This is a genomic window from Micromonospora humida, from assembly GCF_016901255.1.
GTDB classification, from domain to species: Bacteria; Actinomycetota; Actinomycetes; order Mycobacteriales; family Micromonosporaceae; genus Micromonospora; species Micromonospora wenchangensis.
The window spans coordinates 383,168-408,962 of record NZ_JAFEUC010000007.1 but is presented as its reverse complement, the minus strand read 5'-3'; the positions used below and the strand labels follow the sequence as shown (position 1 = coordinate 408,962).

At 69.6% G+C, this 25,795-nt stretch carries 20 protein-coding genes and 1 pseudogene; 13 read left to right on the top strand and 8 right to left on the bottom strand.

The window, feature by feature from the left end; translation table 11 throughout:
- Nucleotides 1–84: 84 nt before the first annotated feature.
- From JQX11_RS17260 to JQX11_RS17250, 3 genes and pseudogenes are all read right to left on the bottom strand, one after another.
- Entirely contained in the window at nucleotides 85–1,245 is a 1,161-nt protein-coding gene (locus JQX11_RS17260; protein WP_204925955.1) for a phosphoribosyltransferase-like protein, read from the bottom strand.
- Nucleotides 1,246–1,347: 102 nt separating this feature from the next.
- Nucleotides 1,348–1,872 (bottom strand): annotated as a pseudogene (locus tag JQX11_RS17255) (IS3 family transposase); the annotation flags it as partial.
- Between the two features lie 882 nt (nucleotides 1,873–2,754).
- Nucleotides 2,755–3,291, bottom strand: a complete 537-nt coding sequence (locus tag JQX11_RS17250; protein ID WP_204925954.1) for an IS1096 element passenger TnpR family protein — start codon at nucleotides 3,289–3,291, stop codon at nucleotides 2,755–2,757.
- 150 nt (nucleotides 3,292–3,441) lie between these two features.
- On the opposite strand from JQX11_RS17250, the gene JQX11_RS17245 reads away from it, so the two are divergent.
- The 5 genes from JQX11_RS17245 to JQX11_RS33105 all read left to right on the top strand — a co-directional run bounded on the left by JQX11_RS17245 (nucleotide 3,442) and on the right by JQX11_RS33105 (nucleotide 8,124).
- The gene (locus JQX11_RS17245; protein WP_232377973.1) at nucleotides 3,442–3,765 is read left to right on the top strand and encodes a helix-turn-helix domain-containing protein; all 324 of its coding nucleotides are present in this window, start codon (nucleotides 3,442–3,444) and stop codon (nucleotides 3,763–3,765) included.
- A gap of 176 nt (nucleotides 3,766–3,941) precedes the next feature.
- Entirely contained in the window at nucleotides 3,942–5,402 is a 1,461-nt protein-coding gene (locus JQX11_RS17240) for a tyrosine-type recombinase/integrase (RefSeq protein WP_204925953.1), read from the top strand.
- 53 nt (nucleotides 5,403–5,455) lie between these two features.
- Entirely contained in the window at nucleotides 5,456–6,151 is a 696-nt protein-coding gene (locus JQX11_RS17235; RefSeq protein ID WP_204925952.1) for a pentapeptide repeat-containing protein, read from the top strand.
- Nucleotides 6,152–6,307: 156 nt separating this feature from the next.
- Nucleotides 6,308–7,009 (top strand): hypothetical protein, encoded by a 702-nt coding sequence (locus JQX11_RS17230; RefSeq protein WP_204925951.1) that lies wholly within the window; start codon nucleotides 6,308–6,310, stop codon nucleotides 7,007–7,009.
- Nucleotides 7,010–7,029: 20 nt separating this feature from the next.
- Complete coding sequence (locus JQX11_RS33105) at nucleotides 7,030–8,124, top strand: XRE family transcriptional regulator (protein WP_204925950.1); 1,095 nt, start codon at nucleotides 7,030–7,032, stop codon at nucleotides 8,122–8,124.
- 40 nt (nucleotides 8,125–8,164) lie between these two features.
- Here JQX11_RS33105 and JQX11_RS17220 read toward each other — a convergent pair whose 3' ends face one another.
- Nucleotides 8,165–9,007, bottom strand: coding sequence for a hypothetical protein (locus JQX11_RS17220; RefSeq protein ID WP_204925949.1), 843 nt, complete (start codon nucleotides 9,005–9,007; stop codon nucleotides 8,165–8,167).
- Nucleotides 9,008–9,877: 870 nt separating this feature from the next.
- Between JQX11_RS17220 and JQX11_RS17215 the strand changes: the two genes are divergently transcribed.
- The gene (locus JQX11_RS17215; RefSeq protein ID WP_204925948.1) at nucleotides 9,878–11,263 is read left to right on the top strand and encodes a UDP-N-acetylmuramoyl-tripeptide--D-alanyl-D-alanine ligase; all 1,386 of its coding nucleotides are present in this window, start codon (nucleotides 9,878–9,880) and stop codon (nucleotides 11,261–11,263) included.
- A gap of 516 nt (nucleotides 11,264–11,779) precedes the next feature.
- On the opposite strand, the gene JQX11_RS17210 is transcribed toward JQX11_RS17215, so the two are convergent.
- The 3 genes from JQX11_RS17210 to JQX11_RS17200 are packed head-to-tail and all read right to left on the bottom strand — an operon-like array spanning nucleotide 11,780 to nucleotide 14,882.
- A complete protein-coding gene (locus JQX11_RS17210; RefSeq protein WP_204925947.1) occupies nucleotides 11,780–12,457 on the bottom strand; it encodes a GOLPH3/VPS74 family protein in 678 nt (225 codons plus the stop codon).
- The gene (locus JQX11_RS17205; protein ID WP_204925946.1) at nucleotides 12,454–13,470 is read right to left on the bottom strand and encodes an acetamidase/formamidase family protein; all 1,017 of its coding nucleotides are present in this window, start codon (nucleotides 13,468–13,470) and stop codon (nucleotides 12,454–12,456) included. The genes JQX11_RS17210 and JQX11_RS17205 overlap by 4 nt, the downstream gene beginning before the upstream one ends.
- Before the next feature lie 5 nt (nucleotides 13,471–13,475).
- Entirely contained in the window at nucleotides 13,476–14,882 is a 1,407-nt protein-coding gene (locus JQX11_RS17200; protein WP_204925945.1) for an APC family permease, read from the bottom strand.
- 357 nt (nucleotides 14,883–15,239) lie between these two features.
- Between JQX11_RS17200 and JQX11_RS33450 the strand changes: the two genes are divergently transcribed.
- The gene (locus JQX11_RS33450; RefSeq protein ID WP_307826222.1) at nucleotides 15,240–17,066 is read left to right on the top strand and encodes a S9 family peptidase; all 1,827 of its coding nucleotides are present in this window, start codon (nucleotides 15,240–15,242) and stop codon (nucleotides 17,064–17,066) included.
- On the opposite strand, the gene JQX11_RS17190 is transcribed toward JQX11_RS33450, so the two are convergent.
- The gene (locus JQX11_RS17190) at nucleotides 17,046–18,419 is read right to left on the bottom strand and encodes a helix-turn-helix domain-containing protein (RefSeq protein ID WP_088643749.1); all 1,374 of its coding nucleotides are present in this window, start codon (nucleotides 18,417–18,419) and stop codon (nucleotides 17,046–17,048) included. The two genes, JQX11_RS33450 and JQX11_RS17190, sit on opposite strands and share 21 nt — an antisense overlap.
- Before the next feature lie 455 nt (nucleotides 18,420–18,874).
- On the opposite strand from JQX11_RS17190, the gene fxlM reads away from it, so the two are divergent.
- The 6 genes from fxlM to JQX11_RS17160 all read left to right on the top strand — a co-directional run bounded on the left by fxlM (nucleotide 18,875) and on the right by JQX11_RS17160 (nucleotide 25,430).
- Nucleotides 18,875–20,116 (top strand): methyltransferase, FxLD system, encoded by a 1,242-nt coding sequence (fxlM, locus tag JQX11_RS17185; protein ID WP_204925943.1) that lies wholly within the window; start codon nucleotides 18,875–18,877, stop codon nucleotides 20,114–20,116.
- A gap of 12 nt (nucleotides 20,117–20,128) precedes the next feature.
- Nucleotides 20,129–20,284 (top strand): FxLD family lanthipeptide, encoded by a 156-nt coding sequence (gene fxlA / locus JQX11_RS17180; protein WP_088643751.1) that lies wholly within the window; start codon nucleotides 20,129–20,131, stop codon nucleotides 20,282–20,284.
- 67 nt (nucleotides 20,285–20,351) lie between these two features.
- A complete protein-coding gene (locus JQX11_RS17175) occupies nucleotides 20,352–23,102 on the top strand; it encodes a lantibiotic dehydratase (RefSeq protein WP_204925942.1) in 2,751 nt (916 codons plus the stop codon).
- The gene (locus JQX11_RS17170) at nucleotides 23,099–24,166 is read left to right on the top strand and encodes a lanthionine synthetase C family protein (RefSeq protein WP_204925941.1); all 1,068 of its coding nucleotides are present in this window, start codon (nucleotides 23,099–23,101) and stop codon (nucleotides 24,164–24,166) included. Before JQX11_RS17175 ends, JQX11_RS17170 begins: the two co-directional genes overlap by 4 nt.
- Nucleotides 24,167–24,179: 13 nt before the next feature.
- On the top strand, nucleotides 24,180–24,962 hold the full coding sequence (locus tag JQX11_RS17165; protein ID WP_204925940.1) for a thiopeptide-type bacteriocin biosynthesis protein: 783 nt from the start codon (nucleotides 24,180–24,182) through the stop codon (nucleotides 24,960–24,962).
- Between the two features lie 33 nt (nucleotides 24,963–24,995).
- Nucleotides 24,996–25,430, top strand: a complete 435-nt coding sequence (locus JQX11_RS17160; RefSeq protein ID WP_204925939.1) for an NUDIX hydrolase — start codon at nucleotides 24,996–24,998, stop codon at nucleotides 25,428–25,430.
- Nucleotides 25,431–25,795 lie beyond the last annotated feature (365 nt).

The window sequence follows — 25,795 nt, the reverse complement described above, 5'->3', positions numbered from 1 at the left end:
CCACCCCGAACGGGCTGCGCCGGCAACAACGGTGCCAGCACAGCCCACTCGTGGTTCGTGAGATCACCTCGCGCCATACCAGGCTTAACGAGCGACACTCATGATCCGCAAGACAGAACCTAGGGCAGCGTGGCGGGCGAACGCCCGCCGGCCGCAGTCGGTTGGCCGCAGCCGTTCGTCGATGTATCCCCAGCCTTGCAGGGTTCGTACTGTCCGCTTGATGCCCTGTAGGGAGGCTCGTGCCTCGGCGGCGAGTCGGTCGGTCTGCCGGATCCCGCGGATGCAGGCGCCAAGGACGTAGAACTTCTCTTGCTGCCTCGGGCCGACGCGCTCGGCGAGCGTAGCGGTAACTCGTCCGTCGTCCAGGCGGTCGGCCGCCGCCGGGTAGTCGGTCGGCGGGGCATAGGAGTTGGATGCAAGGAACCCCAGCGATGGGGGAATAGACCGATTCGGCAGGAAGGGACGCCATGGCTGGCCGTCGGCAGTGTGCCCACCCGTCTGCCAGAGAATCATCGGCAGATTGTCCGGAACTGTGTGCTGCATGACCAGCAGCCCGCCGCTGCCCTTGTGGCCTAATGCGAGCTCGCGATTAGCCGCGCGGCGGTGGCATAGCTTTTTCACCCGCTTCATCTGCTCAGCAGTCCATCCGGCGTCGTCTACCGTAGGGGCCACTTCGAGGGCGGTGAACGTCTTAAGGTCGCGGGGACGAAGTAGCTTGATGAAGCTGTGAGCCTTCGGCGCGACGCTGTGAAGTAGAACGTGGAATCTGACCCAGCCAAAGGAGTGCCAACTCCGTAGGGTTCGATTGGCTAGCCAGCTTTGGAGGTACTGCAAGCATTGGTCGCCGGATCCGGCGTAATCTTCTACAAGGACTATTGAACGGCAACGCCGGGTTCGAAGCGTCGCTAGGTCGCTGTCAGGACCCATGACGGCTTCCGGGTACGCTTTCGCGATGGTGCGCAGCAGGTTCGCGGCCAGAGCTTCGCTTCCTGGTGCGACCCGTAACGGCTCTGTCGGGCTGAAGTCCTTGAAAGCTACTGGTTTGCTCTCTATGCCCCCGGCCTTGATGACCGAGGGGAAGTCATCCAAACTGCGGATAGGGTAGAACGCTACAGGCTTCTGGTAGCGGTCGCCCGACAGTATCTCGTTTTCAAGCTCGGTCCGGACTTTGCCCGTACTGACGAAGCGCAGACTGTCAATCAGCAGCGCTGCGGTCTCCCGCTCCTTATCGTAGAAGTTCTCCAACCAGCGTCGACCAACTTGCGTTTCACTCGGTTTCATCCGCTTCGGCCAGCCTCTCGCCGCGAGTCAAGAAGGGTCTGCTGCACCGATAGGTGACAGGTGCAGTCACGCGGCCTGACTGGCCGGTGGGGTCATGATGGTCTCGTACTCGATAGGGGTCAACCGGGACAGGGATCGTTGGCGTCGTCGGCGGTGGTAGGTCCGTTCGACCCAGGTCACGATCGCGGTCCTGAGCTGTTGGCGGGTGGTCCAGGTTCGGCGGTCGAGGACGTTGTTCTGCAGCAGGCCGAAGAACGATTCTATGGCGGCGTTGTCGCCGGCGGTGCCGACTCTGCCCATCGATCCGGTCAGGTGATGTTGGTGCAGGGCGTGGACGAACTTTCGACTGCGGAATTGGGATCCGCGGTCGGTGTGCAGCACGCAGCCGGCCACCTGGCCGCGTCGGGCTACGGCGTTGTGCAACGCGTTGACGGCCAGGCGGGCTTTCATCCGTGAGTCGATGGAGTAGCCGACGATCCGGTTCGACCACACGTCCTTGATCGCGCACAGGTAGAGCTTGCCCTCACCGGTGCGGTCTTCGGTCATGTCGGCCAGCCACAACCGGTTCGGGCCGTCGGCGGTGAAGTCTCGCGCCCAGCTCATCCGCAACGGCAACTCCGACGACAACGGGCCAGACGTCTGGATAGCCCCGCCCACCACCCCACAGATCCTCCTACCCGAAACCCTCGCCAAGGCCATCGCGCGCGTCACCGGCGTCAACTTCGAAACATCGCGGGTGGTCAGACGCCATCTCTGTCGGCAGCTCTGACAGCGCCCACTGCCAGAGGTCCGTCAGTCTGTGAGCGTGCTTGTCAGAGCACCGAGAGTAGCTGTCGGACCGACGGCCTCTGTCAGAGCCACCGTCGCGGCGCGGTGACATCTGTCAGCGTGGGCTCCGCCATGACGGCGGGCCTCTGACAGAAGTCGACCCCGGAAGGCAGTGACAGCGCCACGACGACTGTCACGGGCTACGTCGACGAGTCGGAGGGCTGACAGCGCTGGCCAACCGGCGATCCCGCCGGTCCTGTTCTTGAGCGGCCGGAGGCGGTGAGGCTGGGTTCCCTGCAGGAGAGCCCGCTCAATCCGACCGGTTGGGCAGGCCGGAGTACCGCGAGCCCAGCGGGCGGACTGTAAGCATCAGTGGCCAGCGTCTTTTGTCTTTTCTGTGAGATCGCCGTGGCCTTGTGAGCCGCTGTCAGTGGGCTGTGAGGCCGGGAAGTGTTCGCCAGAGCTGACAGAGCCCGGTTTGGGGGTGTGAGCGCATCATGGCCGGCGGTCAGCCGGTCGATGCGGATGACCTCAGCCCGCTTGGCCAGTCGCTGCAGCGATTCTCCCCTCGTCTCGCGCCGGGTTCCCATCGCTCTGTCAGGTGGCAGACAGTGGTCGGCCAGGTCACCGCCGTCCGCCGGCGTCACCTACGACACGTGGCGCTGCGCGGACGTGGTGGCCGGCGACGAAAGGTTGCGGCTGTGGCTACCGCCGTCGGGGTCCCCACCAGGGCAGGATGGGCGTCAGGTCGGCCAGGGGGTTGCTGGGTCGTCTCGGCGCGGCGGACCCGTCGTCGCCGTCCCAGCGGCGGCCGTACTGGTCCGGTAGGTCGCCCCAGCCCCGGTAGGGGGTGGGCTGGGTGACCGCCAGGCCGAGTTCGTCGAGTGGGTCTATGCGGTGGTCGGCGACGGTGCACAGGTGGGCCCAGTCGTCGCCCATGTCGAACACGTAGGCGAACTGATCACCTGGCGTGAGTCGGTTCAGTGTGGTCCTGTCGCTGTCCACCGCGCCGTCTGGTGTGTCTTCCCAGGTCCGGAAGGAGCAGATCGGGGTCTGGTCGGCCAGGGTGAACAGCCGTAGGTGTGCGAGGTCCCAGCGGGCGAAGGCCAGGTCGATGGCCGTGCCCAGTTGCTCGAACGTGTGCGACCTGGCGGCGGCGAGGATCCGGCCTGGCCGGGGCCAGTAGTCCTCGCCCCGCCCGGAGACGAGTTCGACCCGGATCGACAACCACGTCCTGGCCACCGTTCACCTCCCGCAGCCGCTGGCCGACCACGCTACCGCCGCGCCGCGGCCCGTACACCAAGACACGCCTCGCACCGCTCGGACCCGGCGTCCTTCGTCGCCGGGTCTTTCACCATGCCACCGCGAGTTCCTTCATCAGGGAGACCGACCATGCGACCGCCACGACGAACCCGAACCGCCACGCCCGCCACCGGTGAGGCGTCCCGCCGTGAGGAGCGGCAGGCGTGGACCGCCGAGCGGATCCGCGCGCTGGGTCCGAGCACGGACCTCGCCACGGCCGCCGCCGTCCTGGGCATGTCCCGCTCGGCCGCCTACAAGCTGGCCCGCCGCGACGCGTTCCCCACGCCGCTGTACCGGGTCGGTGCCCACTACCGGGCACCGACCGCGCCGATCCTGGCCATGCTGCACCTGCCGCATCCGACCGGTCCCGGGCCGGACGTAGGGAACGCCGACAGCGTCGGGGACCCGCCCTGACCGCTTCCGAACTGCCCTCCGGTCTCGCCGGGACCGGAGGGCGGATCCCGCCGGCCGCAGCGTCGACCCTGCCGATGGTCGGTGTCCGTCGATGACTTGATCGTCGCGGCGTGTCACGCGTGGATGTCGATCGACAAACCGATGCCGCACCACGAACCCGAGGAGCACCACGAGCTATGCCAGACGGGAGCATCTTCAAACGCTGCGGCTGCCGCCATCCCGATACCGGCAGGCCGCTGGGCAACGAGTGCCCGAAGCTGCGTCGCCCCAACCGGTCCTGGAGTTTCGAGCACGGTCACTGGACCTACCAGCTGGAACTGCCGCCGACCAGTGACGGCCGGCGTCGGCAGTTGCGCCGGTCCGGGCTGTCGACCCGCCGTGACGCCGCCGCCGAGTTGGACCACGCACGGGCCCTGCTCGCCATCGCGGTCCGGGACCGGGGCCGTCGTACCGAGATCGCCGACCTGTTGCAGACCTGTGTGCGGTCGGGCCGGCCGCTGCCCGAGGTCGACCGGATCCGGCAACGGCTGCGCGGTGACGGGTCGCTGGCTGACATGGTGACCGTCGGCGAGTACCTCACCGAGTGGCTCACCCACCTGACCGTCGATGACAACACCGCGTGTGGCTACGAGTCACTCGTCCGGGTGCACCTCATTCCGCATCTCGGGGAGATCCCGCTGGACCGGCTGCGTACCGGCCACATCAGGGCCATGTTCGCCGCGATCGAACGCCGCAACCAGGAGATCCGTGCGGCGAGGGCCAGCGGCGACCCTGACGTGCGCGCCTCGGTCGTCGGTGTCCGGACCACGGGCGCGTCGACCCGGCAGCGTATCCGCGCCTGCCTGCGTAAGGCCATCAACGACGCTCTCGCCGAGGAGGTGATCGTCGGTTCCAACCCGGCCGCGCTGGTCAAGGTCCCCGGCGACCGTCCGGTGCCGATCGTGTGGGAGGCCGAACGCGTGGAGCGGTGGAGGGCCACCGGGCAGGTTCCGGGTCGGGTCATGGTGTGGACCGACGAGCAGATCGTCGCGTTCCTCGACCACGCCCGGGTGCACGCACCCGACCTGTACCCGATGTGGCACCTCATGGCCTACCGGGGTCCCCGGCGTGGAGAGGCCTGTGGGCTGCTCGACGCCGAGGTCCGCCTCGACAGGCGTGAGCTGACGATCAACCAGCAGATCGCCACCCACGGCTACACCGCCGTACGCAAGAAGCCCAAGAGCAGGGCGGGTAACCGTGACCTCGCCCTCGACGCCGAGACGGTCAGGGTTCTCGCCGCCTACCGGGCCCGCCGCGCCCAGTGGCGCCTCGCCGCCGGTGAGGCGTGGCCCGACACCGGCCTGTTCTTCGTCCGCCCCGACGGCCGGCCGTGGCATCCCAGCGGGGTCACCCAGCGGTTCCGCAGGCTCGTACGCCAGGCCGGGCTACCGCCGACCCGCCTGCACGACCTGCGGCACAGCGCCGCCACCATCGCCCTGGCCGCCGGGGTGGACATCAAGGTCGTCTCCGAGCAGCTCGGTCACTCCACCACCACCCTGACCCGTGACACGTACCAGAGCGTCACCAGGGCGATGCACCACGACGCCGCCGACGCCGTCGCGGAGAAGATCCGCCAGCACCGGCCCAGAACCGCCTGACCGTCCGCGTGCCGCTGTCGGCGGTCTCCACCGGCTCGGCTAGCGTGCGCGGCATGGTCGCCCGTTCGTCCGCTCGTGGTGCCGCCCGGTGGCGGGCTCCGGCGGCCCCGAAACTGCCGGCGTCGCCGGACCTGCCCTCCGCCGGGGACCTGACCATCGGCGACGAGGCGACGTTCGAGCGGCTGGGCCTGGGCGATCTCGACCTGTCCGGGCGGTCGGCGGACGGGGCCGAGTTCACCCGGTGCCGTCTCACCCGCACCGACCTCAGCGGTACCCGACTGGAGGCGGCGCGGTTCACCGACTGCGTGTTCGAGGGTACGAACCTGGCGAACCTGCGGACGGACAGGTCGTCGATGCTCCGGGTACGGCTGTCGACGGCGCGGATGACGGGCCTGCAGTGGGTCAACGGGGCGCTGCGGGACGTCACGGTCTCGGCCTGCCGACTCGATCTGTCGTCGTGGCGGTTCACCACCTTCGCGAACGTGGCGTTCGAGGGCTGCAACCTGGCCCGCGTCGACTTCCAGCACGCGGACCTGCGCGGCGCCCGCTTCACCGACTGCGACCTGACCGGCGCGCAGTTCTCCCAGGCGGGCATGGACGGCACCCGTTTCGCCCGCTGCGACCTCACCGGGATCGGCGGCGTGACCAGCATGACCGGCGCGATCCTCGCCCACCAGGACCTCATTGCCCTGTCGTACGCCTTCGCCAGTGCACTGGGCGTCCGCATCGAGGACCCCGACGAGGAGTAGGCCTGTCGCACCCGAAGCCGCCTCGGGAAGGGCTGCCGGGTGTGTGTCTCTGGCGTCATCCGGTGAGGCCGCGCCGGCAGTGCCGGGTTCGATGTCGGGCGTGTCGGCTGCTTGATTTCCGCAACATCAACTGCGGTATGGACTAGATTCTGCGGCATGGGGTTGCTGGATGACGCGGTGGCGGTGCTGGACGGGCGGGGCGTGCTGGAGCCGCTGGGCGGGTTGATCCGGCAGGTGTACCGGCGCGCGGCGGACCGGCACGAGCCGGAACTCGGCGACGACGCGATGAGTTTCGGCACCACGGTGTGGCGGAACCTGACGAACCTGGGCAAGGCGTCCTTCGACGGGGTCGACGGGGTACGGGTGCGGGTGGAGGACAACTCCCTGGAGATCCTCTGCGCCGGGTATGTGGTGCGGTTGTACTCGTTGCAGGGTGGGATCGAGTCGATCCGGTGGGAGGGCAGCGAGGCCCGCCTCGGCGGGGCGGTGGAGAACAGCCGCGACGGGCAGTTGGCCTTCGACGACGCCGAGCAGTTCCCGGAGGTCTTCGCCGGGGTGGTGCCCCCGAAGCGGCACCTGCGGGTCGCGCACACCGGTGACATCGCCACGGGCGAGGCGACGGCGTACCTCGGGTTGCCCCGTGACAACCGTGAGGGCGGGTCGCCGTGGTTCGAGGTGAGGCTCTGGTTCGGTGACGCCGTCACGGTGGGGACGCCGCTGCCGATCGTCGGTGACCCGGTCGGGGTTCCGGTGCAGCGTCACGACGAACTGCCCGTGCCGGAACTGCCGCTCGGGACGCTGCGGCCCGCCTCCGGTGCCGGCCGTACCCTCGGTGCTGTTGCCGGCCGACGGGCGTGACGGGCGGGGTTCGCCCGCCGGTGCCGGTCACCGCGGCCGTGGCGGGCTTCGAGCCGCACGCGCTGGGGTTGGCGCGCAGGTGGCGGCGGATGCGGAAGAACGAGTTGGCCCGGCAGGTCGGGGTGACGGCGGCGGCGGTCAGCCAGTACGAGTTGGGGCAGGCCCGTCCGTCGGCGGCGGTGCTGGCCCGGTTGGCGTTGGCGTTGGCGATGCCTGTGGAGTTCTTCGCCGCCGGTGTCCCGGCTCCGGCGTCGCCGGGGCGGGCGCACTTCCGTAGCCTGCGGGCCACCAGCCAGGCGGAGCGGGACCAGGCGGAGGCGTTCGGTGAGGTCGCCTGGCGGGTCGTCGAGGTCGTGGGCCGGCAGTTGCGGCTGCCGCAGTTGCGGCTGCCGCAGCTCGACTGGCCGGAACCGGCCCGGGCCGAGGACGTCCGTACGGTCGCCGCGGCGGCACGTGCGGAGTTCGGGCTCGGCGACGGGCCGGTGCCGCACATGGTGCGGCTGCTGGAGGCGCACGGGGTGATCGTGTTGTCCCTGCCGGACGCCTCCGAACGGGTCGACGCGTTCTCACACTGGTACGGCCAGCGACCGTTCGTCTTCCTCAACCCGGCCAAGAACGACAAGGCCCGCTCCCGGATGGACGCCGCCCACGAACTCGGCCACCTGCTGCTGCACCACGACGCCGAGCCGGGCAGCCAGCTCCTGGAACGGGAGGCCACCGCCTTCGCCTCCGAGTTCCTCGCCCCCAGCACCACCCTCGCCGCCGAGCTTCCCGCCCGGCTGGACTTCGACCGGCTGCACGAGCTGAAACGCCGCTGGGGCATCAGCCTGAAAGCCCTCGTCTACCGGGGACACGACCTCGGCGTCTACCGGGACCACACCTACCGGCGCGGGATGAGCCTGCTCGCCCAGTGGGGCCACCCCGAACCCGGCGACCTCGGCCCCCGCGAACAACCCTCCCTCCTCGGCAAGGCAATCGACCTCCTCAACCAGCAGCACACCACCATCGAGGACCTCGCCGCGCAGGCCGGCCTCCCGGCAACCCTCGCCCGCACCGTGATCGACGCCGCCACCGAACACCTCCCCGAACTACGACTCACCCCAACCAGCCCCTGACCTGAGCCGGGACCCTCCCTGCCAGGGCGATCCCCATCGCTTACTCAGGCGGTGTGGCGGTGGGTGCTGTCGGTTCGACGTGGTGGCTGTCCCAGACCCACTGGTCGTCGCCGTGGTCGACCAGGGTGCTGCACCGGTACCGCAGCAGGTCCACGTCCGTGCTCCGGTCCGGGCCGCCGGGATGCGGAGGTGTCGGGTCCAGCGCCGCGTCCGCGTTGTAGACGAGCCGGTCGGGCAGTCGGTAGTCACGGCGGAAGCCCGTACGCCACTGCGAGTTGCCGCCCCAGCCGTGCGACAGGTCGGCCACCTGCCGGTACCGCCGCCGCCACGCCCAGTACAACGTCGAGTTCGCGGTGAGTACGGGATCCAGGTGGTGGGCACCGGCGCGGACGCTTACGCCGCCGCGCATGAGCAGCAGCGACCCGACCAGGCAACCCGGCCACCACTGCCCGGCCAGCACCGGCGGTGCCTGCGGATCGTCTGCCGGTTCGACCTCGACGATCTCGTGCAGGAACGGATGGAACCCTTCCCCCGCCGGGAACGTGCCGCCGATCGCGGCGACGAACCGCCGGTACGCCGAAGCCGGAAGCCAGTCCGCAGGGTCGCCGGGACCGGTGGCGGGCGGCTGGCTGGGCAGGACCAGCAACTCCATCACCCTGCTCACCGCGTACAACGTCCACAGGTCCTCGTGCGCCAACGCCACAGCGGCCATCCTCGGCTCGCCGACCTGCCGCAACGCCGCCAGGATCGACGAGTGGGCGGCAACCCACGGGTCGAGGACGTCCCGTCCCCATGCGCTGCCGCTGTAGTCGAGGGTCGGCTCGAACAGACCGAGCCTGACCTCCTGCCACGCGCCGTTCGGGAACACCATCTCGGCTCTCACGGCCGCCAGTCTCCCGACCGCTGGGGCAGCCCGTCGAGCGAGATCCGACCACCCCCGCCCACCTCCGCAGGCGGCCGAGCCCGCCGACCGGGATCGATGAGAACACCGTGCAGGGGGTGGGCCGGATTCCCGGCTCGACGCTAGGGTCCCCACATCAGCGGTCTTGGCGTCTTGGCTCGATGGGCGAGCCGAGTGGCGGAAACGGGGAGTTTCGCGTCGTTCCTCCTGGGCAGGAAGAGGTTCCCTCCCGATCGGGAGGGTGTCTGGACCGGGTGGGGACGGCACGGAGGGCCTGTCAGGGGGTGTGTGCAGCACTGACAGCCCTGGCCAGCACTGTGCCGGGCATGTCTGGCGGTCACGGCTGACGATCCCGGGAACGAGCCGGTGCGCGACCCGGTCGACGCCACCGCCTGACAGTGAGTCTTCAATGCCGCTCGATTCTCGGACGGGAGCGGCATTCGTCGGGCTGCGGCGGAGCTTCCCGACGAGGTCGCCGACGCCGCAGGGGCCTTGGCCCTATACCTCGCGTACGTCCGTCATCAGGCGCACCGGCCCGATGACCTTGCTGCGCACCAAGCCGGGTTTCCGCCGCCACGTTTATTGTCGCCGCTGGGCCAGGCTGGCTGGCACCATTCCGCCACGCCAGTCCGAACTGCGGCACGACCACACCAAGGCCAGTCAAGAGGTGCGCTGTCGGAGTTTGTCGGAGTCGAACTCCGACAAACTCCCTACGCCGTCGGTCCGCGCATGGCGGGACGCGGTGCCGGCCTCCCGAGCTGGTGTTTCGGGTGCCAGCTGCGGTCGGTGGCCTGTGTCCGGATCTGCAGCTGGTCTATATCCTCGGGCGGTAGGTTCGTCGGTGTGCTTGCGATGACTCTGGGAGAGATCGCCGCCGCCGTGGGCGGGACGGTGCGGGACGGGTCTGACGAGGTGACGGTCACGGCGCCGGTGGTGTTCGACAGCCGGCGGATCGAGCCGGGTGGGATGTTCGTCGCGCTGCCCGGTGAGCGGGTCGACGGCCATGACTACGCCGCGCAGGCGGTGGCGGCGGGCGCGGTGGCGGTCCTGGCGTCCCGGCCGGTCGGTGTCCCCGCTGTCGTCGTCGACGACGTGCCCACCGCGTACGGCTGGCTGGCCCGCACGGTCGTCGACCGCCTGCCGGACACGACGGTGATCGGCGTGACCGGGTCGGTGGGGAAGACGTCGACCAAGGACATTCTGGCGCAGGTGTTGTCGGCGTTCGGGGAGACGGTCGCGAACCGGGCTTCCAACAACAACGAGCTCGGCCTGCCGTACACGGTCACCCGCGCCACCGCCGACACCCGCTACCTGGTGCTGGAGATGGGCGCCAGGGGTGTCGGGCACGTGGCCTACCTGACCCGGCTCGCCCCGCCGTCGGTCAGTGTCGTGACGCGCGTCGGACACGCGCACCTGGGCGAGTTCGGGTCGGTGGAGAACATCGCGCTCGCCAAGGGCGAGATCGTGGAGGCCCTGCCCGGCGAGGGCGGGTTGGCGGTGCTCAACGGCGACGATCCACTCGTGGCCGCCATGGCCACCCGCACCCGGGCGACGGTCCTCACCTACGGCATCGACGGGCCGGCTGACGTACGGGCCGAGGACGTGACGGTCGACGAGCTGGGCCGCGCGGCGTTCCGGCTCGTCCACGAGGGGCAGAACGCCCGGGTACGGTTGCGCCTGTACGGGCTGCACCAGGCGTCCAACGCGCTGGCCGCCGCCACCGTCGCCCTGGGCCTCGGGCATCCGATCGGGGCAGTGGCCGAGGCGCTGTCGCGGGCCGAAGCGGTGTCACCGGGACGCATGCAGGTCACCACCCGCCCGGACGGGGTGACGATCATCAACGACGCCTACAACGCGGCACCGGATGCCATGCGGGCGGCACTGCGTGCCCTGCGGACGATGACCGGTGGGGACCGGCGGGCGGTCGCGGTGCTCGGTGAGATGGCCGAACTGGGCGAACACGCCGCCCAGGTGCACCAGGAGATCGGCCGGCAGGTCGTCGAGATCGGCGCGGGTTGGCTGGTCGCGATCGGTGGGGCGGACGCCGCCCACTACGCCGCCGGCGCCGACGGCGGCGCGACGGTGGTCGACCGGGCTGCCGACGTGGCGGCGGCGTGGGAGTTGCTACGTGACGGGCTACGTCCGGGCGACGTCGTACTGGTCAAGGCCGCCAACAGCGCCGGGCTCCTGACGCTTGCCGACAAGCTGATCGAGGAGCCCGGCGCTGTCACGGCCTGAGGGTCAGGCGGACAGCAGCACCTCGGACCGGCTGCCGAGGCCGCCCATGATCACCGATCCGTAGCCGGTCACGTCGCCGAAGGTCAGTACCCGGGTGACCGGACGGCGGGAACACCACAATCACCCGTCTGCTGACCAAGGCATGCCAAATTTCTGCCGGCGCGGGTGTGAATCGGCGCGCGGCCTGAAACACGTCCTGGGCCGGTTCGCCCCTGCTGATTGCTGCGACGGCACCGATGAGCACTTCCGGCGAGACGATCAACACGGCCCTTCGACGTGGTTGTCCGAGGTCATCCGGCGGCCACCGTTGCGATGGCATTCACAGCCGGCGGGATCATGGCCGGCTGTGTGAGGGATGGGCTGGCTGACGGGGACGCGTGGGCGGTCAAGGCGGACCTCGGATCGGCGGGGGCGCTGGTGCGGCAGCCAGCGAGGAGGACGGTGCCGAGCAGGCCCACCGCCAGGTGAGCAGGGAGCCGGGGTGGCCATCACGGTGACGGGGTTCCCTCCTGATGGTTAGCGGTAGGTGGCGGTGGCGAGGTCGCCGACTGCGGCGTCGACGGCGGCGGTGATGTCGCGGACAGGGCGCAGGTGTTGGTGGGCGATGGCGCGCAGGTGGGCGGTGACAACGGTGGTGTTGTCCGGGAGGAAGAGGTGAGGGGTGAGGTGCAGGGCGACCACGAGTCCGGCGAGGGCGGCGGTGTGGTTGTCGGGTTGTTCGCGGCCGTCGGCGAGGTAGCGGAGTCGGGCGCGGGCGATGACGGGCCATCGGGTTTGGGTGGGCAGGTAGGTGTCGGCGCGGATGAGTCCGGCGAGTCGGCGGCGGCTCGTGTGTCGCAGGATCCCTGCGGCGTGCAGGCCGGCGCGGGTGCGTTCATAAAGGTCGTCGGCGAACCCGCGTAACCAGTGGCGCAGAGGTGGGGCGGGTCGGGCATGGCGGAGGCTGGTGAGGGCGGTGTCGGCGATGAGGTCGCCGACGGGCCGGTCGATGTGAATCTTGACCCTCTGCTCGCCGGCGGGGTGGTCGTCGTTGTCGAGGATGGTTCGGCCGGCGAGGACGAGGTCGATGAGGACAGCGCCGGCGAGGCCGAGGGCCAAGGCTTGGCGGTGGATGTGGGGTTGGCCGGTGTCGTCGTTGTGGGCGAGCAGGTACAGCTCGTCGCGTAGCGGCAGCCCGGGGACCGGAGTGGTCATGGCCGCTCCTGGGTGAGGTGGCGGAGCCGGGCGTGGACGCCCTGGTAGGCGGGCTGGGGGCGGGGGAGGCGGGCTTTGTCGATGGCGGCCAGAATCGTGTAGTTGGGGTCGCAGACGTTGCCGATCGGTGCCCGGCCGGCCTGGGAGATGAGTTGGTAGGCGTCGAGGGTGTCCAGACGGCACAGGTCGGCGGTCCAGGTGGTGAGGTCCTGGTGGGCGATGCGGTAGGCGTCTTCGAGCGGTCGGGCGCAGCCGACGGACATGAGGGCGGTGTCGGTTTCCAGCCGCGGCCAGGTGGTGGGAAGGTCGCCCTTGATGACGTCGACGGCGAGGGTGGTGACGGTGGCGATCTCCACGGCGACGCCGCAGGCTTCGCCGTGTCCTTGGCGGGCGTGTCCGTCGCCCAGGGCGAGGAGAGCGCCGTGGACGTTGACGCCGAGGTAGAGGGTGGTGCCGGCGCGGAGTTCGGGGGTGTCGAGGTTCCCGCCGTGCTGGTCCGGGACGATCGTGGCCCGGGCTTCCATCGCGGCGGGGGCGACGCCGATCGTGCCGATCATCGGATCCAGCGGAAGGTCAACGCTGTGGTCGCTGGTGGTTGCCCGGTACCGCACGATCCCGGCCGACGGGTCGATGTCGTAGACCCATACGCGTTCGTCGAGGGGTGGTTGGAGGGTGGTGGTGTGCGGGGTCGAGGTCAGCGCCCCGAAGTAGGGGAACGTCGCGGACACGCCCCAGTCGCGGGCGGGTTCGATCGCGGCGATGTGGACGGCCAGGGTGTCGCCGGGTTCGGCGTCCTCGATGAAGAACGGTCCCGACACCGGATTCAGGTACGGCATCGCGCACACCTGCGACGGCAGATCCGCCGGTCCGCGTACCCGACCGCCGAAGCAGTCCTCGGTGTGCACGGTGAACACGTCACCGGAGCGCACGTGCGCCACCGGGATCCGGCCGCCGAAGGTGTAGGCCAGTTCGTCACGCGCCGGCCGATAGGTGAAGTGGCTGCGGTCAGACATCGTGCTCACACCCGCTCTGGGCTGCGGCCGGTCGGCTGCGCCTCGGTCAGGCCCGACAGGGCGGGTCGGCGGCCGGTGGCGTAGAGGCCGGCGAGGACGAGGACGCCGAGGGCCAGCCACGCCAGGCCGAGACGCTGCGCGGCGATGTTGGCGTTCACCACCACCCACGCCAGGACCGCGAAGCCGACCGCAGGCATGAGCAGATGAGCCCACCAGTTCCCGCTGCGTCGGCGGATCAGATGGTGCACGACGACGGAGACGTGCAGGACCAGGAACGCGACCATCGCCCCGAAATTGATCAGCGACGACAGCAGGGCGATCCCGTCCGCCCGCGTCGCCATGTACAGGCCGAGGGCGAGGGACACCGCGCCGGTGAGCAAGGTGGCGTTGATCGGCACGCTGCGGCGCACCGACACCTTCGCCAGGAACGTCGGCAGTTGCCGGTCGCGGGCCATCGCGTACAGCAGCCGGGACGTGGCCACCTGCGCGACCATCGAGTTCGGCAGGCCCCACGCGATCGCCGTCGCCACCGCGCACACCGTCGCCAGCCCACTCCCGCCGGCGACCGCAGCGGCGTCGTAGAACGCCGTGCCATTCACGTCGCCATCCGCGAGCAACGCGTCGGGACGGGGTACCAGCATCGCGGCCAGCCACGTCTGCGCGATGAACAACACCCCGGCCAGGACGAGGACGGCGGCCATCGCCCGGCCGATCTGCCGGGTGCCGTCACGCGTCTCCTCCGCCAGCATGCTGATGCCGTCGAAGCCCAGGAAGGACAACACCGCGATCGACACCGCACCCGCCACCAGGGACCAGGTGAACGTGTCGGGGTTGTAGAACGCGTCCCAACTGAACCGGCCCCTGCCCGAGGCCATTGCCCAGCCGGCGACGGCCAGGAAGACCGCCAGGACGATCAGCTCGCCGACCAGCATCACCCTGGTCACCATCGCGGTCATCCGGATACCGACCGAGTTGACGACCGTGTTGACCCCGACGAACCCCAGCAGCCACAACCACACCGGCACCGCCGGCACCGCCGCGTGCATCGCCACCGACGCCACCAGATACAGCAACCCCGGCACGAGCACGTAGTCCAGCAGGATCACCCAACCGGCCAGGAACCCGACCGGCGCGCTGATCCCCCGACCCGCGTAGTTGTAGACGCTGCCGCTCATGGGGAACGCCTTCACCATCTGCGCGTACGAGAACGCGGTGAACACCAGAGCCACCACACCCACCGCGTACGCCAGAGCCACCATCCCGCCCGAGCCGGCGTAGACGCTGCCGAAGATCGCCATTGGCGCGATCGGCACCATGTACACCAAGCCGTACGCGACCAGGTCCCGGAACCGCAGCCTCCGGGCCAACTCCTGGCGGTAGCCGTAGCGCGCCAATTCCTCCTGTAGCTGCATCGGGCCCTTCCAATGAGGTCGTAATGGGGGAACGGAACACTCATCACCGCACCACCCGTGAAGGCTTATCGCTCCGAATGGTGGCTCGCCTCGAATGGCCTGGTCGATACCGGATATGCGGACAAGGATTGTTGTCCGCATCGACTCTGCCTCGAGAGCGCGAAATAGGAGGCGGGCAGTTCCCGAGGGGGAACATCGAGCGGCAGGGACAGGCCGTTCGGGCGTAGAGTCGGTCATCTGAGCACTCGCGGTGCCTGCAGGTCCGAGACCAGCTGCCGGCCTTGACGATGCCCGGACCGGTTGGCGAGCCGGCCGTAGTCCGGCCTGCTGGGAGTTGTTCGAGGAGGACACGTGAGGGTGGCGGACAGGACCGCTGAAGTGTCGGTCGATGACGCCGTCCGCGCCTCGGTGAGCTACGACCAGCTACGTGCCGGTGACGACGGCGTGTATTGGTTGGAAACCCGCCCCGACGCGGAGCAGGGGACGACGGTGACGGGCTGGCGGGCAAGCGATGGCAAGCGTGACGTCAGTCCGAAGAACTTCGATGTCGGCAGCGGAGTGCACGCGTACGGAGGCGGATCGTTCGTTGTCGCCGAGGGAACGTTGTGGTGCGTCGGCGGAGATCGCCTTTACCGGAGGCGCCTGGATGGCGACGAACTCGAATTGGTCGGTCACGGGTGCTTCGGTGATCTGACGATCGGTGACGGCGAGTTGCTGGCCGTGCGGGAGTCGGAGCAGGGTGACCAGCTCGTGGCGGTGCCCCTCACCGGCGCTCCGCGGATGCGGACTCTGGTCTCGTCCCCGGCGTTTCTCGGCGCGCCTCGGCCAGGCCCGGGTCGGTTGGCTTGGACCGCTTGGAGCGAGCACGACATGCCGTGGGATGCCTGCGAGGTGTGGACCGCCGCCTATTCGCCGCACGGTGAGGTCGAGAATCCCGTGAAGCTGGCCGGGGGTCCGGGGGAATCGGCGGTGGAGCCGCGATGGGGACCCGACGGAGCGTTGTACTTCGTGTCGGACCGCAGTGGTTGGTGGAACCTCTACCGGTGGGACGGCCTCACGGTGGAGGCGGTGGCACCGATCGCGGGCGAATGCGCTGCGGAGCCCTGGGAGTTGGGCTACGCGTCGTACGGCTTCCTCGACGACGGTCGGATCGTCGCGGTTGTGCAGGAGGGGCCGCGACACCGCCTTGTCGTCATCGAGCCCGACGGCACCGTCCGTCCGGTCGACCTGCCGTACACGTCGATCAAGCCGTACCTCGCCCTCCGAGGGACGACGGTGGCGTTGATCGGTTCGTCGCCGACCGCAGCCCCGCAGGTCGCGCTCGTAGACCTGGCTGATATCGATCCCCCTCAGGTGGAGGTGCTCGCCAGCCCGGAGCATGCCGCGCTCGACGGCGTGCGGGTATCCACGCCGATGGAGCTCCGCGTACGGGTGGCCGGTGGCCGGGAGGTCATTGCCCTGGTGTACGCGCCGACGAACTCGACTGCGGACTGGCTCGCACCAGTAATCGTTCGCGCGCATCCCGGGCCTACCGCCTCGTGTCTGCTGCGCCTGGACTGGCAGGCGCAGTTCTTCACCAGTCGTGGGTTCGCCGTCGTTGACGTCGACTACCTGGGTAGCACCGGGTACGGCCGGACGTTCCGGGAGTCGCTCTACGGACGGTGGGGCCTGGAAGACGTCGACGACTGCGCTGCTGTGGCGGTTCACCTGCTATCGGCGGGGCGGGCGTTGCCGGGGCAGGTGTTCATCCGCGGTGCCAGCGCCGGCGGATACACCGCTCTGCACGCGGTGGCACAGGACGGCCCGTTCGCCACTGCCACCGCCGTGTCGGCGATCGTGGATCCTGACCGGTGGGCGCGGACGGTGCCCCGGTTCCAGCGGGCGCACGCCATGCGGCTACGCGGAGGCGCCGGTGCGGTCCGTGCCGCCGAGATCCAACGGCCAGTGCTGCTCATTCACGGCACCGCCGACGAGGTGGCCGAAGCCGATGATGTGCAAAAACTCGCCGAGGAGTTGACGTCTCTCGGCATAGCGCCCAAGGTGTTGCTCCTTCCTGATGTCGGCCACTACGTGGCGTCGTCCCGTCGAGCGGGCGCGGCGTTGGAGGCAGAACTGGCCCACTACCGCTCCGTGCTGGCGGATGCCGCCAACGATCAACAGGGGTTACACAGCGGCCAGCGGTAGCCGATGATGCACGTACTCGCCGAACTCGCGAACCTCCGGCTTGCACCGGTAGGGCTCGAGGTCGACCTGTACCTCGACGATGCGCTGCAGGCAGCGGTGTGAAGAGGTTCGTGCGGCGTGGTCGACTGCCTCGCGTGCGGTGGCGCAGGCCTCGTCGAGGCGTCCGGCGGCGACCAGCGAAGAGGCCAGGAGAGCCGTGTCAATGGCGAGTCGTCGGACATGAGTGGGGCTCAGAGCGGTGAGAGCGTCGCCCAGGTGCCGTTGGGTCTGCTGCGGCTGACCCAGGTCATGGAAGCAGTGGGCGATCTCGTCGGCGAGATACGCCGCATCGAAGTACCGGATCCAGGCCGGCTCGTCCTCGGGCTTGCTGCGGGCCAGCTGCTTCTCCGCGGTGTCGAGGTGAAGCAGACAGTCGCCCTCGCGCCCGAGGCGGGCGTGCGTCCGCGCCACCACCGCGTGCAGCGTGGCTGCCACTGCGGGCGTCAACAGCGCTTCGCTTCCTCTTACCGCCGTCAACGCCATCCTTCGTGCCGGTTCGGGGTGGCCGCAGTGCAGGGCGAGATGGCCGATGTTCACGGCGAGCAGGTAGCTGCCGTACAAGCGGTCGCCAGCGGCTTCCGTCAGACGAAGAGCACGAAGGTAGCGGCGCTGGGCGAGGCCATGGGCACCGGTGTCGACCGCCTGGTACCCGCAGAGCTCGAAGAACCCCGCCGCCAGGGTGTAGAGGTGCCGACCGACCGCCTCCGAGGCCGGCGGGCTGGCCAGTAGCCGGTTCAGCTCGCGTTCGACGTACCGCTGCACCTGGGCGTGGACTTGTCCGGCACCGTGGGTGTGATCCAACTGGCGGAACATCGCCAGGGCGGCCTCGGCGGAGTCTAGATCCTCTTCGCAGACCTGATCAGGTGAGCCGGCTCGGCCGGTCACGGACAGACCGGGTCCCGCTGAGGCGTTCAGCCAGTCCAGCGCGGCGCGGTCAAGAACGCCGGGTTGGAAGGGGACACGGACGACCATGTCCGCCACCCCGGGCATCTCCTCCCCTTGGGCGGCCAGCAGGGCGCCGGCGCGGGTAGGACCGCTCGGAAGAGTCGCCCGCCCACGTTCTTCCTCAAGAAGCGGTAGCAGGCGGACCAACGCCCCACCGGCCGCCAATGCCCTGTCGCATGCTTCAACGAACTCCCGGGACGGGAAACGGTCCGCTGTCTCGACCCGACGCACGAGATCAGAGCTGAACCGGATCATCGCGCCGAGACGCGCCTGTGAGAGCTTGGCCTGCTCCCGTAGCCGACGCAGCTCGGCACCGAAGAAGTGGCGCTCAGACAGGGACGGCTGGAGCGTCCGCGGGGTCTGGCCCATAGCACCGCCTCCTCTGGCTGCTTGCACCACCATGGCGGTGAGCAGCATGGATATCGCGCACATAGGGTCACTCAGTGTTCAGCGCGGCGCAACCAAGAACACCGAGACGGGATAGATGCAGGAGTGGCGTACATGCGGACAACCGCGTCGTCCGCATGGTGGGCGTTCACTCCACGGGCTCGACGCGCGAGTGTGGAGACGGGCCGGGCTACTCGTCAGATCCGCCCCGACTCGAACGAGCACGGGATGTCGCAGTGGAGCAGGAGACCGTTCCGCCCGTGATCCTGATGCACCGCGCCAGCAGGACGGAACCCTCGACCGGGACTACATCGACTTCGGACTCCCCGGTGACTTGGCGAGTCCAGCGGCTTGACGCCCTGTTGAGCCCGACGAGAGCGGAACGGCGGGCCATCCGATCGGGAGGCCCTGATGGAAATGCGAAGGAGAACGGCCGAATGAGTGTCGACACGGCGAACGGCGAGGACCTGCACACCGCGATGGTCGATCAGCTCGTCGCTGATCATGCGGAGAAGGGACTGGTCATGCGGCTCGAGGTGGAGGCGGCGCTACGGTCCGTGCCCCGCCATCTCTTCACGCCGGGTGCCGCGCTGGCAGAGGCGTACCGGGCCGACCAGGCCGTGGTGACCAAGCGGATCGGCGACGAGGCGGTCAGTTCGGTGTCGGCGCCGTGGCTCATCGCCGAGATGCTCGGTCAGGCCGCCGACGCCGTCGACGGCGGGTTGGCCGGCCGGCACGTCCTGGAGATCGGCTCCGGCGGATACAACGCGGCGCTGCTGCGCGAGCTGGTCGGCCCGTCGGGATCCGTCACGACCGTGGACATCGACCGCGAGGTGACCGACCGGGCCACCGCCTGCCTCACCGCTGCGGGTTACGACGACGTGGTCGTGGTGTGCGCCGATGCCGAGCAACCGGTCAATCCGGGCCGCCGATACGACCTGATCATCGTCACGGTCGGCGCCTGGGACATCCCGCCGGCCTGGACCGCGCAGCTCGCCGAGAACGGAACGCTGGTCGTGCCGCTACGGACGTTCGGGATGACCCGCTCGTGGGCGATGCGTCGGACCGGGGACCGGCTGGTCAGTCACAGCCAGCGGTTGTGCGGGTTCGTGTCGATGCAGGGCGCCGGGGCACATGAGGTGCGGTACGTCGACGTCGCTGACGGGGTTCACCTGCGGCTGGACGAGGACCAGAAGGTCGACCGCCATGCCGTCGGTGCGCTGTTGGCGCAGCCCAAGACGCAGGCATGGGCCGGGGTGAGCCTGCCCCCTCGTACCGTCCTGGCCGACCTCGACCTGTGGCTGGCGTCCCGCATCACCGACGCGGGACAGCAGTTCGTCGTTCTCACGGCTCAGCAGGAGGCCGTCGATGCAGGTGTCGTCGCCCCGGCATGGCGCTTCGGCACGCCGGCCGCCCTCGACAACAGCGCGCTCTGCTACCGCTCGACGCTGCGATGGAACGACGACGACATGTTCGACCTCGGCGCCTGTGCACATGGGCCCGACGCCGCGTCGGCGACCGGTCGGATGGTCGGACAGATGCGCGCGTGGCTGGATTCGGGCAGCCCGTCACCGGTGCTGCACGTCCTGCCCGCTGGTACTCCCGACGGCGACCTGCCGGCCGGGACGGTGCTGGACAAGCGGCACAGCCGCTTCGTCCTCACCCTCACCCTCGCATAGAAGGGAACGCACATGAACGACACCGACACCTCGGAGTTCGCCCTGGACGTCAGCCTGGTTGACGCCGGCCCCACCGCGGGCGGCTACGCCACCGCCACCGACGACGGGTGCGGCTCCGGCAACACCGGCTCCAACGCCTGCACCACGAAGTGCGATGGCGGCAACTGACCCTTCCGTTCTCTCCCGATCGGGCCCGGCGTCGCGTGCGCCGGGCCCGTCGATTCGGTGGTGCATCATGGTTCCCGCAGCTGGTGCGGCGCTGATCAGAGTCGCCGCCTACCCCGGGGGCCTCGTTCTGCCTCCCTGGCCCGACATCGCCCATGGTCATCCGGATCAGTGGCGCGGGTGGCTGGACAAGACGTGGGCGCTGCCCGGGTTCGCGGCAGCCGTCACCGGCGCGGCACCGCAGTTGGCCGACCAGATCCAACGCACGCTGAGCGGGGAGCCGATGTCCCAGCAGCGACTACGACGCCTGCTGCAGTCAGCGGTCCGGTACCTGCTGCGCTGGACCACCCGGGCGACCCCGTTCGGCACGTTCGCCGGTGTCGCCCCGGTCCGGTTCGGCGCTCGCGCGGCGGTCCACCTGGGCGAGACCCACCGTGCGTTCTCCCGCCCCGACGGCCGGTTCATCGCCGAGCACACCGCGCGGGCCGAACAGGATCTGGCGACCCTGCGCACCGTCGCGGTGGTGACGAACTCGCTGGGATACCGGCGTGGCGAAAGGTGGGTGCTGCCCTGCGCCCACGCCAGCGACGATCGGCGGTGGGACCTTGAGGTCCGGCTGACCAGCCCGATCCGGGCCGCGATCCAGGCGGCGCGGTCCCCGGTCAGGTTCGCCGACCTCGCCGAGACGATCGCTGTACCCGCCAGCATCGCCGACGCCGAGCGGCTGCTGGCCGACCTGCTTCACACCGGGGTGCTGCTCTCGGCCCTACGCCCACCCATGACCGCCACCGACCCGTCCGCACACCTCACCCGCCATTACGCCATCCCGGAACCGGGCAACCGAGTCGCCGTCGATCTCCGCGCCGACATCGCCGTGACCCTGCCCCCGCCGGTCCTGCACGAGGCGGAGCGGGCCGCGTCGACCCTCGTGGCGGTAGCGCCACCACCTACCCCTGGATGGGCCGAGTACCACAGCGCGTTCATCGAGCGATGGGGTCCAGGAGCGGCTGTTCCCATCCGTGAGGTGCTGAACGTGCTGGGCTTTCCAGCTGGCTACCGGGGATCCACTCGCCGCGCCCCGACTCTCTTCACCGCCCGCGACCGGCTGCTCGGACAGCTCGCGCAGCAGGCCGCACTCGACGGCTGCGCCGAGGTGGTGCTCGACGACACGCTGATCGACCGACTCCGCTGGAATGACGACCGCCCGCCGATCCCGCACACCGAACTGCGGTTCGCCCTCGCCGCCGACACTCCCCGCGACCTGGACCGCGGCGCGTTCACCCTGACGGTACTCAGCGGGTCCCGCCACGCCGGGGTCGCCGCGGCCCGGTTCCTGCACCTGCTCACCCCTGTTGAACTCGCCGGATTTCAACAGGTCTACCGCCATCTGCCGACCGCCCTGCCCGGCGCGGCCCCGCTGCAACTGTCCGGACCACCCCTTGACGCCCGTCTCACCGCAGTCGCCCGGACGCCCGAGCTGCTGCCCGTCCTTCCTGTCGGCGACTTCCATCCGGCACCGCCGTACACGATCGAAGACCTGGCGGTGGCCGGCGACGGACGCCGGTTGTGGCTGGTATCGCTGACCACCGGTCAGCCTGTCGAGCCGCTGCTGTTCAACAGCGTGCTGCTGCCCACGTTGCAGCAGCCGCTGATGCGGTTCCTGGCCGAGATCTGGACCGCGTGGACGGCACCGTGCAGCCGGTTCGACTGGGGACACGCCAGCGGCCTGCCGTTCCTACCCCGCCTGCGGCGCGGGCGGACCATCGTGCACCCAGCCCGCTGGATCATCGACTCCACTGCGCTTCACGCTCCGAGCACGCCTTGGCCGCAGTGGCACGACGCCTGGCAGCGACACCGCCACCAGCGACACATCCCGCAGCAGGTCCTGGTCGGCGACGATGACATCCGCCTCCGCCTTGACCTGGACAACTACACGCACCTGGCGGGCCTACGCGACCAGCTCGCCCGACATCCCCGCACTGTGATCACGGAGGCTCCAGGGACAGCGGGCTGGATCAACGACCGCCCCGCCGAACTCCTGCTCACCCTCACCCACCCAGCGCCCGCCGCCCGACCAGCCCGACCAGCCCGAACCGCAACCACTGTTCAGCACTGGCCAGGGCGGTCACGGTGGCTGGAGGCACACCTCCACGGTCGGCTCGACGACATCCTGACGGACCTCGCCAGCCGCTCCGCCGATCACCTCCCAGCCGGCTGGTGGTTCCTGAGGTATCCGCACCCCGAGCCGCACCTTCGGCTGCGCATCCCGCTTCAAGACACCGACGGGTTCGCCGACATCGCCCGCCATCTCGCCGGCTGGGTGCGGCACATGCACGATCACGCCCTCGTACACGACTACAGCCTGCACCCCTACCGCCCGGAAACCCGCCACGGCGCCGCAGCGACCCTCACCGCCGCCGAACGGGTGTTCGCCGCCGACTCCCGCGCCACCCTGTACAGGCTCACCGGCGACCGGCAGGCCGTCACCGCCGCCGGAATGATCGCCATCGCCGACAGCTTCACCGGCGACGGCCCCCGCTGGCTCACCACCCACGTCCCTCACCGCACCGGACCCCGCCTCGACCCCGCCCAGCTCGAACATGCCCGACGCCCAGTACATGACGAGCGGCTCGCGGCAGCACTGGCCGCCTACCGGTCGATGGTCGTCAGTGACGGACTCGACGCCGCCGAGGTGCTGGGCGACCTGCTGCACCTGCACCACGCCCGCATGATTGGCGTCGGCCCCGCCTCCGAACAGCACTGCCTGCGGCTGGCCCGAACCATCGCCCTCACCGGCATCCTCGGCGGGCGTAAACCGTGACCGCAGGGCAGTCCCTCGCCGACGGCGCGGCCGGCATCGCCCTGCTGCACCTGGAAACCAGCAACTGGCCTGCGGCGTACGGGGCACTGCGCGACGCCACCGCCGGTGGCCTGAGCATCGCCGACGGGGCCAGCCTCTTCTACGGCGCTCCCGCGCTCGCGTTCGTCCTCGCCACCACAGACCACCCAGGGCTCACTCAGGCACGAGCGGCCACCGCCGACGGCACCGCCACGGTGACCCGCCGACGGCTCGACGCCGCCCACCGCCGCATCGACCGACACGAGCAGCCGCACTACGCCGAGTACGACCTCATCCGCGGGCTGACCGGGCTCGGGGTCGTTCTACGCCGGCTCGGCGATCACGACCTGCTCCGCCACGTCCTGGACTACCTCGTCCGGCTCACGGAACCGCTCGGCGAGCTACCCGGCTGGTGGTGCCGGAACGGCCCCGAACGCCGCCAACCACCGCCCGTCGGCGGTCACGCGAACTTCGGCATGGCCCACGGCATCACGGGTCCGCTGGCACTGCTCGCCCTCACCCTCCGCGACGGCGTCACCGTCGCCGGACACGCCACGGCGATCAGCCGCATCAGCCGATGGCTGGATGCCTGGCAGCAGCACACCGACGGTGCGATCTGGTGGCCGCAAACCATCACCCTCACCGACCTGCGCCGCGCAACACCGGCCCAGCGAACCCCACTGCGGCCGTCGTGGTGCTACGGCACCCCCGGCATCGCCCGAGCCCAGCAACTCACCGCGCAGGCCCTCCACGACACCGTACGCCAGCACCTCGCCGAGACCGCAATCACTACCTGTGTCAACGACCCCAAACAACTTCGGCGGCTCACCGACCGAGGCCTGTGCCACGGCACCGCGGGACTGCTGGCCACCGCCCGCCGCATCGCTTCCGACGCCCTCACCTCCGTACCCCTCGGTCTCGTCAACGATCTCCACCGGCAGGCGGCCCCTACCACCAACGAGCCCGACGGGCTCCTCGACGGGAAGGCGGGAGCCGACCTCGTCGCCGCCACCACCGGCTGGGATGCCTGTCTCCTCCTCACCTGACGAAAGAGCACCCGTGGACCACATCCCCTGGCGCCAGGTCAACATCAGCTATCCCGGCCAGACCGCACGTGAGCGCGAGCAACAGGCAATCACCCATCTCAGCCGAGTGCTTTCCGCCGCCGAGGCCGCCGACCTCATCACCTCGTGGTGGTTCATCCGCAAAGGCGCCTGGCGCATCCGCTACCTCCCCACGGACAGCCCAGACAGCGGCGACCAAGTCCACCGGCTACTCACCGAAGGGGTCACCTGGAACGGGGACATCTACGAGCCCGAAACCCACGCCTTCGGCGGCCACGACGCCATGACCACCGCCCACACGCTGTTCCACCACGACAGCCGGCACCTCCTCACCTACCTCCATGAGCACCCCACCACCCGGCGCGAGCACTCCCTGATCTTGTGCACAGCCCTGATGCGCGCAGCAGGGCTGGACCTCAACGAGCAAGGCGACGTCTGGGCCCAAGTCGTCGAGCACCGCGCAGCACACCTCAACCAGGCGCCCACAACCGATGCCTCCAGGTGGGAGAGGTTCACCGGAGATGTTCGGAGCCTGCTGCTCGGCGCACCTCGCACCCCCGGCGACTGGCACACCGCATTCGCGCGCGCCGGAGCAGCTCTACACCGCCAACGGGAAAGGGGCACCCTCACTCGTGGTCTGCGGGCAGTAATCGCATTGCACGTGATCTTCCACTGGAACAGGCTCGGCCTACCCGCCGCCGCCCAGGCCACCCTCGCCCGAGCGGCCCAGGAAGCCATTTTCGGCCTGCCCGATATGGACCTGCCAGACCCCGGGTAGACGCACCAGAGGAAAGGAGTGGAGGAAGGCACCATGCCCGAGAAGGTGTTCACCAACAACGTTCTCTGCTATGTCGCGCGGGAAGGTCACTTGCTCGTCTTCCGCCACACCGACTTCAGCTACGAGGAGGTAGGCATCCAGGTGCCCGGCGGCAGCGTTCGCCCCGGTGAGGACCCGGCGGACGCGGCGCTGCGCGAGGCCCGCGAAGAGACCGGACTGACCGGCTTCACCGTCGTGCGCAAGCTGGGGGCGATCGAGTACGACATCAGCCCGCTCCGCTTCGAGATCCAACGTCGGCACGTCTTCGAGTTGGCGCTGCACGAGCCGACGCCCGAGCGATGGGCGAGCCAGGAAGACCACGACGGCGAGCAGGAGCCCACCCGGTTCGAGTGCTTCTGGATACCGTTACGGGCCGCGCACGTCCTGCAAGCCGGCCAAGGTGCCCTCGTGGGCCGGTTGTTCGACTGACCAGGAATCCCAACAGCGGCAACCAGGGGAACCAATGCGGGAAGACAAGCTACGGGATCTGGTCCAGCGCAGCCCGTGGCTGATCCGGGCGCTGGGCGCCGTTCGAGACTCCGGCCGGCCGGACGCCTGGATCGGCGCCGGCGCCGATCGCGACCTGGCTTGGGCCGAGCGGTACGGCGACGTGTTCGGCCGCCGTCGGTGCGTGACGTCGATGTTGTCTTCCTCGCAGACTTCACCTCCAAGCCGTACAGGCTCGAGCTATCCCGTATCAAGATTCGCTTAAGCCGCTGGCATTTCAGTCGGCAATTCTATGACGACACTGAGCGCAAGTATTGCGGCATGAGAGCACTGTGGTGGGCGTTCTC